The organism is Pseudomonas sp. (assembly GCF_041601375.1).
Taxonomy (GTDB): domain Bacteria; phylum Pseudomonadota; class Gammaproteobacteria; order Pseudomonadales; family Pseudomonadaceae; genus Aquipseudomonas.
In genome coordinates this window covers 1-8,643 of record NZ_JBFIIG010000178.1, presented here as the reverse complement: position 1 = coordinate 8,643, position 8,643 = coordinate 1, and the positions used below count along the sequence as shown (strand labels likewise).

Sequence of the window (8,643 nt, the reverse complement as noted above, 5' to 3'; positions counted from 1 at the left end):
TTGTTCATGTCCTGTCGTGCTGCATTCCGAAGCGCCTATGAGCGTTGCCGCTTCCAGGCGCCAGGACAGCTAACCCACATCCTGCGCCACACCTTCGCCAGCCATTACATGATGGGGGGAGGGGATATCCTCAGCCTGCAACGATTCCTCGGTCACTCGTCGATCAGCATGACCATGCGCACCTGTCACCCGATCACTTGGAGTCTGCGCTGAGGCTTTCCCCTCTGGTGCAGAAGTGGTCACAGCGTATCCTTGTGACACGTATACGAGTGCACTTTTCTACTAGTATGATATCAATGATTGCATTGATTTCTTTGGGAGGATCTATGGCCAGCATCACTATTCGAAACCTAGACGACGACATCAAGGCTCAATTGCGTGTGGTTGCTGCAAGCCATGGCCGTTCGATGGAAGAAGAGGTCAGGGTCATTATTCGCCATGCGCTGTTTACGTCAGAAAAAAGCGGTGGTTTGGGTAGTCGCATCAACGCTCGATTCGCTGCCGTTGGTGGGGTGGATCTCGAGGTGCCTGCTCGCAAGGACAAGGCCCGTGCCGCGAGCTTTGACGAATGATCTTGCTGGATACCAACGTGCTTTCCGAGTTGATGCGGGCCAAGCCTGCTGCTGAAGTCTTGGCGTGGGTTGATGCCCAGCCTTCAAGCGAGCTGTTCACCAGCGCCATCACCGTTGCTGAAATTCTTTACGGCATCGCTCGCATGCCTGATGGCAAACGCAAGCATGGGTTGCTAGAGCTGGCGACGCTAATGTTTGAAGAGGATTTTGCTGGCCGTATTCTTCCGTTTGATACAGAGGCGGCTGTTCACTATGCAGGCTTAGCGGCTGAGAGTGAGGCGAAAGGTACGGTTGTGGATATGGCTGACGGGCAGATCGCCGCAATCGCCGCTTTACATGATGCGCGAGTCGCCACGCGCAATGTTCGTCACTTCGACTACCTGGGCGTTCCCGTAATCAATCCTTGGGAAGCTTGATGCTATCAATCAGTCTGTGGGCACGCCGTAGTCACTTGGTAGTCACTGGCGCGCACAAAAAAGGGCTTAGCTTTCGCTAAACCCTTGTTTTGTTTGGTGGCTACGCAGGGACTTGAACCCCGGACCCCAGCATTATGAATGCTATGCTCTAACCAGCTGAGCTACGTAGCCGATGTGGCGCGCATTATTCTCGCGGGGAGGTGAGCTGTCAACCCTTTGTCTCGATAATTTTACGCACTTTCAAACGCTTAGCGGGGCGCTATCAGGCCGCTGAAAAACTATCCAGGTTGCCAATACTGCGTTGAAAATGGCCCGGACACGGCGTCTCGCGTGCAAGCCCTTCCGCTTTTGACTCGCTTCGCTTGCCCTGCGCGCCAGCCTGCGTGAGTTACTCCGTCGCGCCTTGTCTTGGCTGTTTCGCCTACATTTTCAACGGCCTGACTGGACGTGTGGTTTGCTTGCGGATATGGGCAGGCCGTGTCACCGGCAGGTATCGGGGTGGCAGGTCGTTGCCGGGGGGGGGGCATGCCGTGATCCTGGGCGACCGAAGCGTCGCCAGCAAGCGGGCTCCGACAAGGCGCTGGGAGTTCCCCTGGCGATTGCTTGGTATGCCTGTTGGCGATTTTACCTGGGCCGCTTCTGGCATAGACTGCTGCGACCATTACGCAAGGAGTGCACTATGCGGCGTGAGCCAAAGCATTATTGCCGTTCGATTTTGCCGCTGGTCGTGTTGGTGTGCGCCATGCCGCTACGGGCCGAAGATCCCCTTTTAACTACCGATATCGATACCCAGGCCGTCGCTGCCGAGCGTCAGGCGCGGGGGGTGTTGCGCGCGCGTGATCAGGCGGTGTTGGCTAGCGAGTTGGCAGGAAGGATCACCGAGATGCCGTTTGCCGAGGGCCAGCATTTCCAGAAGGACGAAGTGCTGGTGCGCTTCGACTGTGGCGCCTACCAGGCTCAGCTCAATGCGGTGCAGGCAGCGGCGCGGGCGGCGCGTGAGGAGCTGGCGCACAAGAAGCAATTGGCGGCGCTGAATTCGGTCGGTCGTTTCGAAGTCAATCTGGCCGAGGCGCGTCGCGCGCAAGCCGAGGCCGAGGCGCAGGTGTATCGCGTGCAGGTCAAGCGTTGCAGCGTCACCGCGCCGTTCGACGGCCAGGTGGTGCAGCGCCGTGTGCAGCCCCATGAAAGTGTGGCCGCTGGTACGCCGATCCTGGAAGTGGTGGATAACCGCACCCTGGAAATCCATCTGCTGGTGCCTTCGCGCTGGCTGGCCTCGCTCAAGCCCGGTCAGTCCTTTGCTTTCGTGCCCGATGAGACCGGCCAACCCTTGCAGGCCGAGGTCAAGCGCCTGGGTGCGCGTATCGATGAGGGCAGCCAGACCCTGCTGTTGATCGCCACGCTGCCGGCCGATGCCAGTGGTTTGCTGGCCGGGATGAGCGGCACTGCACACTTCGAGGGCATGCCATGACCGCCGCGCAGCCAAACCCTGCCGATCGGCTGTTTGCCCAGTTTCTCGGCCTTGAACGTCAGGCCCGTGCGGCTCGCGATATCGACAGTCTGGCCTATGCCTTGGTCAACGATGCCCAGGCGCTGTTCGGCTATCGCCATGCGGCTTTATTGATCGCCGGGCGGGTGCGCGCGTTGACCGGTATCAGCGTGGTCGAGGCGCATGCGCCCTTCGTCGCCTTTGTCGAAAATGCCGCCGGTCAGCTGCTCGCGCAGAAGCGTCTGGACAAGCACCAGGTGGTGACGGCCGATTCGCTGAGCGCACAAACCCAGGCCGATTGGCAGAGCCTGTCGGCGAGTGCGGTGTTCTGGTTGCCCTTGCTCGATCACCAACAAAAGCCTTACGGCGGTTTGTGGATCGCTCGCGAGCAGCCCTGGGGCGGCGCCGAGCAAGCGCTGCTGGAGCAGCTCGGCGATTGTTACAGCCATGCCTGGCTGGCGCTGCAGCCGCGCAAACCCTGGCGGTTGCGCTGGCCGCGGCGCAAGGTCGCCATCGTGGTAGTGGCAGCGGCGCTGCTGTTGCTGTTGCCGGTGCGTCAGTCGGTGTTGGCGCCGGCCGAGGTGGTGCCGCTCGATGGTCAGGTGGTGGCAGCGCCTCTGGATGGGGTGATTGCCGAGTTTCTGGTCAAACCCAATCAGAACGTGAAAAAGGGCGATGTGCTGGTGCGCTTCGATGCCACCAGCATCAAGGCGCAGGCGGATGTCGCCGAACGCAGTCTGCAGGTCGCCGAAGCCGAACTGCGCGCCAATGCTCAGCGCGCATTCAGCGATGCCGAGTCGGGCGCGCGTATCGATTTGTTCACGACCCGCGTGGCGCAGAAACGCGCCGAGCGCGATTATGCCCGCGATTTGCTGGCGCGTACCGAGGTCAAGGCCGAGCGCGACGGCATCGCGGTGTTCGCCGATGCCCAACGCTGGACCGGCCTGCCGGTGCAAACCGGCGAGCGCTTGATGGTGGTGGCCGATCCGCAGCAGGCGGAGCTGCGCATCGATCTGGCGGTGGCCGATGTACTGGCTTTCGAGCCGGGTGGCGAAGTGGCGCTGTTTCTCGATAGCGATCCCTTGCATCGCCATAGCGCTCGGTTGCAGCGCCTGGCCTATGAGGCGCAAACCGTGGCGGGCGGCCAATTGGCCTACCGCCTGGACGCCGAGTTCGATGAAACACCGCCGCGTATCGGCCTGCGCGGCACCGCCAAGCTCTACGGCGAGCGCGGCCCGTTGGCGCTCTATCTGCTGCGCCGGCCATTGGCGGCGCTGCGCCAGACGGTGGGGCTGTAGATGCAGTTGCCGGCGCTGCGCCCCGATCTGCAGCTATCCGTCGCCGCGCCGGCGTTGGACGGCGCGCCGCAATGGACCTTGGTCGACCCCTTGCGCGGGCGTTACTTCAAGCTCGGTGTCGCGGCCATGCGTCTGTTGCGCCATTGGCCTCAGGGCGATGCCGGGCAGGTGCTGCGCGCGGCCAATACCGAGCCCGGCCAACCCCTGAGCGAGGCGGATGTGCAGGAGATGCTGCACTTTCTCCGCGGCCATGACCTGATCGTCGCCCAGGATGTCGAGCAGCGCGACAGCTTTGCCAGCAAGGCGGCATCGCAGCGGCAGGGCTTCTGGAAGGGGTTGCTGCACCAGTATCTGTTCTTCCGCATTCCGCTGTGGCGACCGGACGCCTTTCTCGACCGCACCTGGCCCTGGCTCAGGCGCTATGGCCCTGGCCTGCTGCGTTACGGCCTACCGTTGCTGTTGGCCCTCGGCGTGTTTCTGGTGGCGCGCGACTGGCAGCGGTTTATCGCCACCTTCCCGCACCTGTTCAGCCTGGGCGGGGCGCTGGCCTTTGGTATAGCCCTGACGTTCGCCAAGCTCTGTCATGAATTCGGCCACGCCTTTATGGCCAAGCGCGCCGGGTGTCGGGTGCAGAGCATGGGCTTGGCCTTTATGGTGCTGTTCCCGCTGTTCTACACCGATGTCAGCGATGCCTGGCGGGTCAATGATCGTCGCTCGCGGTTGCTGATCGGCGCTGGCGGCGTGCTGGCCGAGTTGCTGCTGGCCTGCGTCGCACTCTTGGCCTGGTCGCTGTTGCCGGATGGGCCGCTGCGCACCGCCGCTTTTATGCTGGCCACCGCCACTTGGATCACCACGGTGGTGATCAATCTCAACCCCTTTATGCGCTTCGACGGCTATTTCCTGCTCAGCGATTTATGGGGGGTGGACAACCTGCAGTCACGCGCCTTCGCCCTGTGTCGCTGGCGCATGCGCGAGGCGCTGTTCCGTTATGGCGAGGCGGCTCCGGAGCCCTGGCCGCCGGCCTTGCGCCGTAAGTTGCTGGTCTGGGGTTATGGCGCCTGGCTCTGGCGTGCGGCGTTGTTTATCGGTATCGCCGTGGCGGTGTACTACATGTTCTTCAAGCTGCTGGGCGTGTTCCTGATGCTGGTGGAGCTGGCCTGGTTTATCGGCCTGCCGATCTGGCGCGAGATCAAGGAGTGGTGGCAGCGCCGCGAGCAGGCGCAACCGGCGCGCGCCTTGTTGGTCGGTGGTGCGCTGCTGGGTTTGCTGGCGGTGCTACTGGTGCCCTGGCGTAGCGCGGTGGAAGTGCCGGCGATGCTGGAGGCGAGCCGGGTCAGCGCGCTGCATGCACCACTGGCGGCGCGGCTTAAGCAGCTGCACGCGAGCAACGGCCAGGCGGTGCGCAGTGGCGATTTGCTGCTGGAGCTGGAATCGCCCGATCTGGATTCGCGTCAGATGATCGTGCGCAGCGAGATCGAAATACTGCAGCTGCAGTTACGGCGTCAGGCCGGGCGCAGCGAGACGGTGGCGGATAGCGGCATCCTCGAACAAAGCCTGGCCGAAGCCGTGGCCGAGTATCGTGGCTTGGCCGCGCAACGTGAGCGTCTGCAACTGCGCGCGCCCCATGACGGCGTGGTGCGCGATCTGTCGATGGATCTGGCCGCCGGTCGCTGGTTGGCGCCACAACAGCCGCTGCTGCGGGTGGTTGCGCAACAGGCGCGCTTGCGCGGGTACCTGGCCGAGGAGTCGTTATGGCGCATCGAGGTCGGCGCCCAGGGGAGGTTTATCGCCAGTGCCGACCCCTGGTTGGCGGGTTTGCCGGTGCGACTGACCGAAGTGGATGTAACCGGTTCCGCCTATCTCGATCAACCGGCGCTGGCGTCGGATCAGGGCGGCCCGATCGCGGTGGGCCGCGATGCGCAGCAACGGCCTGAGCCTGAGCAAGGGCAATACGGCGTACGCCTGGTGCCGCAGGATGAACTGCAGGCGCCGCGGCAGCCGCAGGTGGGCGTGGTGGTGCTGCAGGGCAAGGGTGAGTCCATTCTGGGTGCCATCTGGCGGCGGGTGGCGGCCCTGGGGGTGAGGGAAAGCGGTTTCTAGGTCACTGGCAGCGCTGCTGCCGTCACAGCACTATTCGGTGCCGAGGACGCTTCTATGCAAATCAGCCCACTACCTGTCTATTCGCGCCTGCCCCTGCGCTGCAATCTGCCGCCGCTGCTCGAAGCCTTGCAGCGGATACCGGCCGACGCCTGGCAGGGGCATTTCAACAGCGCCTATTACCAAGGCGACTGGAGTGGGGTGGCGTTGATTTGCGCAGAAGATGCGCCATTGCCACTCGCCCCGGGGCTTGGCGCCCCGTGGCGCAGTGCCTGGTGGCAGGACGAGCCTGCTTGGCATGAGGTACTCGGTAATTTTCAGGCCTCTCTGCGCAGCGCGCGCCTGCTGCGACTGGGGCCGGGGTCGACTATCCATGAGCATTGCGATCACGATCTGGGCCAGCCGGGCAGCGACCTGCGCCTGCATATCCCGCTGCTCAGTCCGCCGGGCGTGGCGTTTCTCCTGGACGGCCTGCAGGTGCCGATGCAGTCGGGCGAGTGCTGGTTCCTCGATCTTTCCCGGCCCCATCGGGTGAGCAATTCCAGCAGCCTGCCACGCATCCATCTGGTGCTCGATTGCTTGCCCCAGGACTGGTTGCTGCAGGCCATCGCGCAGGGTCAGGCGACGACGCCGGCGCTGCAGGCCAGCGGCGCGGCGCAGGCATTCGAGCGCTTGCGCCAATGCATCGCGCGCGATGTCGACTTGGCGCGGCGTTTGCGCGCACTGACCGACACTGGGGAGTTTATCGAGGCAACACTGCAGATCGGCCAGGAACTGGGGCTGGAGTTTTCCGCGGCGGACGTTCGCGCGGCCATGCGCCAGGGTAAGAGCGATTGGAGTGCGCTATGGAGAGCTTGATGGGCCACGAAGAGGTGACCGATGATGATATGCACGGCTGGCTGCCCATCCGGGCCTGGCTGCGTGATGGTGAATGGCGCGTCGATTGGTGCTGGTTCGGCGAGCAGCGGTTGACCCAGCCGTTCTATCGCGATGAGGTGGACCTGGCTCTGCGGCTGCCGTTCAACCAGGCGTTTCGCCGCGATACGCCATTGGCGACGCTGCTCGACTGGCAGGCCGCCAGCCCCGGTTTGACGCCCGGTGCGTTTATCTTTCACGCCTCGCGTTGCGGCTCGACCTTGCTGGCGCAGATGCTGGCTGATGGTCGAAGGGGATCGGTTGATCAAGCAGGCAATCCTACGCAGGCTGAAGCCTTGGGCATGACCGATTTGAATGGTGGCGCGCTCTTCAACGCTGAGTTCGGAATAAGACATAGGGCAGCACCGTACCGGAAAGGTCAGGTGTTGCACTCAGATTTTGCCGCCGCCCTCGGTTATAGCTAAATTATTCGTTAACAGGCAAAACCGCGGGTACCGCAGGCTGGCCTGTGCGAGATCATCATCGGGCTTCACCGCTGCGCTCCTCAGCCAATCTACGCAAACGCTGGGTGCCTGAGAAAAAGCACGTAGGAGGCGAGGCTATCAGGTGTTCCGCATAAGCGAGCCGAGCAGCCCTTCGCTGCTCATCCACTGCAGCAGCCGCTCGACGTTGTCCGCCACGCTGCCGGTGTCGCAGTCGAGTATCAGCGCGGGCGCCCGCGGCGGCTCGTAAGGTGCGGAAACTCCGGTGAAGCTGTTGAGCTTGCCAGCCCGGGCCAGCGCATAGTGGCCCTTGGGGTCGCGGCGCTCGCAGTTATGCAGCGAGGCTCGGCACCAGACCTCTCGGTAATCGGCGCCGAGTCGTTCGGCCAGCAGATGTCGATGTCGAGCCAAGGGGGCAATCATCGCCATCGGCACCACAATCCCCGCGTCCACCAGCAGGGCGGCAACTTCCGCAGCGCGACGCAGGTTTTCTTCGCGCTCGCTTTCGCTGAAGCCCAGGTCGCGATTGAGCCCTGCGCGCAGCCGGTCGCCATCGAGTACCAGGCATTGCCCGCCAAGAGCGAAAAGCCGCGCTTCCAAGGCGCGGGCCAGCGTCGACTTGCCGGCGGCGGGCAGCCCGGTCAACAGGATGGCGACCCCGCGATGGCCATGACGGGCTTCGTGCTGTTGACGATCGGGGGGCACAAGAATTCCATCCAGTGACATAGCAAAAGGTCTCGCACAAGGGGTAATGGGCTGACTGCAACGGGCGCGCTCGGCACCCAGCCCAGCAAGTTTTATTCAGAAGGGGAACTTATCCTTGTGCGTTGGTAAGAATCAAATACGGCGACTAGGCTGAAGTGCTTAATGGACTTTAAAAAAGAGAGCAGGTAGTGCCGACGTTTCATTTTATTTCGGGTTTGCCCCGCTCAGGTTCGACGTTGCTGGCCGCTTTGCTGCGGCAGAATCCGCGTTTCCATGCCGGCATGACCAGCCCGGTAGGCAGCCTGTTCTCGGCGCTGCTCGGTCAGTTCAGTGCCGGCAGCGAGTTCGGCCCGGTGATCACCCAGGAACAGCGCAAGCGGCTACTGGCCGGGTTGTTCAGCAACTATTACGCCGAGCAGGCCGGTAAAGACATCGTCTTCGACACCAACCGGCAATGGTGCGCCAAGCTGCCGGCGCTTATGGATCTGTTCCCGCAGGCCAAGGTGATCGCCTGCGTGCGCAATGTTGCCTGGGTGATGGACAGCCTCGAGCGGCTGTATCGCGCCAATCCCTACGAAAACACCAAGCTGTTCGGCGACGATGTCGAACGCAACACCGTCTACAGCCGGGTCGAGACCCTGGCTCAGCGCAATCGGCTGGTCGGGTTCGCCTGGGCGGCGCTGAAGGATGCCTATTACGGCGAACACGCCA

The 8,643-nt window shown here is 63.0% G+C and carries 8 protein-coding genes, 1 tRNA gene and 3 pseudogenes; 9 read left to right on the top strand and 3 right to left on the bottom strand.

Annotated features, from left to right (window positions below; all coding sequences use genetic code 11):
- From ABZE94_RS18030 to ABZE94_RS18020, 3 genes and pseudogenes are all read left to right on the top strand, one after another.
- Positions 1 to 233: pseudogene (locus ABZE94_RS18030) on the top strand (tyrosine-type recombinase/integrase); the annotation flags it as partial.
- Between the two features lie 93 nt (positions 234 to 326).
- Entirely contained in the window at positions 327 to 572 is a 246-nt protein-coding gene (locus tag ABZE94_RS18025) for a plasmid stabilization protein (protein ID WP_372877079.1), read from the top strand.
- Positions 569 to 988 carry a type II toxin-antitoxin system VapC family toxin gene (locus ABZE94_RS18020; protein WP_372877075.1) on the top strand — a complete coding sequence of 140 codons (420 nt, stop codon included), beginning with the start codon at positions 569 to 571 and terminating at the stop codon, positions 986 to 988. The genes ABZE94_RS18025 and ABZE94_RS18020 overlap by 4 nt, the downstream gene beginning before the upstream one ends.
- 94 nt (positions 989 to 1,082) lie before the next feature.
- Here the strand turns inward: ABZE94_RS18020 and ABZE94_RS18015 are convergent.
- A tRNA-Met gene (locus tag ABZE94_RS18015) sits at positions 1,083 to 1,159 on the bottom strand.
- Positions 1,160 to 1,730: 571 nt separating this feature from the next.
- On the opposite strand from ABZE94_RS18015, the gene ABZE94_RS18010 reads away from it, so the two are divergent.
- From ABZE94_RS18010 to ABZE94_RS17990, 5 genes and pseudogenes are all read left to right on the top strand, one after another.
- Positions 1,731 to 2,456 (top strand): efflux RND transporter periplasmic adaptor subunit, encoded by a 726-nt coding sequence (locus ABZE94_RS18010; protein ID WP_372877077.1) that lies wholly within the window; start codon positions 1,731 to 1,733, stop codon positions 2,454 to 2,456.
- Positions 2,453 to 3,772 carry an efflux RND transporter periplasmic adaptor subunit gene (locus ABZE94_RS18005; RefSeq protein ID WP_372877073.1) on the top strand — a complete coding sequence of 440 codons (1,320 nt, stop codon included), beginning with the start codon at positions 2,453 to 2,455 and terminating at the stop codon, positions 3,770 to 3,772. Before ABZE94_RS18010 ends, ABZE94_RS18005 begins: the two co-directional genes overlap by 4 nt.
- Positions 3,773 to 5,872, top strand: coding sequence for a site-2 protease family protein (locus tag ABZE94_RS18000; protein ID WP_372877071.1), 2,100 nt, complete (start codon positions 3,773 to 3,775; stop codon positions 5,870 to 5,872).
- A gap of 54 nt (positions 5,873 to 5,926) precedes the next feature.
- Positions 5,927 to 6,727 carry an aspartyl/asparaginyl beta-hydroxylase domain-containing protein gene (locus ABZE94_RS17995; RefSeq protein ID WP_372877069.1) on the top strand — a complete coding sequence of 267 codons (801 nt, stop codon included), beginning with the start codon at positions 5,927 to 5,929 and terminating at the stop codon, positions 6,725 to 6,727.
- Positions 6,727 to 7,026, top strand: a pseudogene (locus ABZE94_RS17990) (sulfotransferase family protein); the annotation flags it as partial. The gene ABZE94_RS17995 and the pseudogene ABZE94_RS17990, both read left to right, overlap by 1 nt.
- Here the strand turns inward: ABZE94_RS17990 and ABZE94_RS17985 are convergent.
- Both ABZE94_RS17985 and cysC read right to left on the bottom strand, forming a co-directional pair.
- Positions 7,011 to 7,140: pseudogene (locus ABZE94_RS17985) on the bottom strand (helix-turn-helix domain-containing protein); the annotation flags it as partial. The pseudogenes ABZE94_RS17990 and ABZE94_RS17985 overlap by 16 nt on opposite strands.
- Positions 7,141 to 7,347: 207 nt before the next feature.
- A complete protein-coding gene (gene cysC / locus ABZE94_RS17980) occupies positions 7,348 to 7,953 on the bottom strand; it encodes an adenylyl-sulfate kinase (RefSeq protein ID WP_372877067.1) in 606 nt (201 codons plus the stop codon).
- Between the two features lie 167 nt (positions 7,954 to 8,120).
- Here cysC and ABZE94_RS17975 point away from each other — a divergent pair.
- Positions 8,121 to 8,643 (top strand): sulfotransferase (locus tag ABZE94_RS17975; RefSeq protein ID WP_372877065.1); only part of this gene is annotated, 523 nt, incomplete at its 3' end.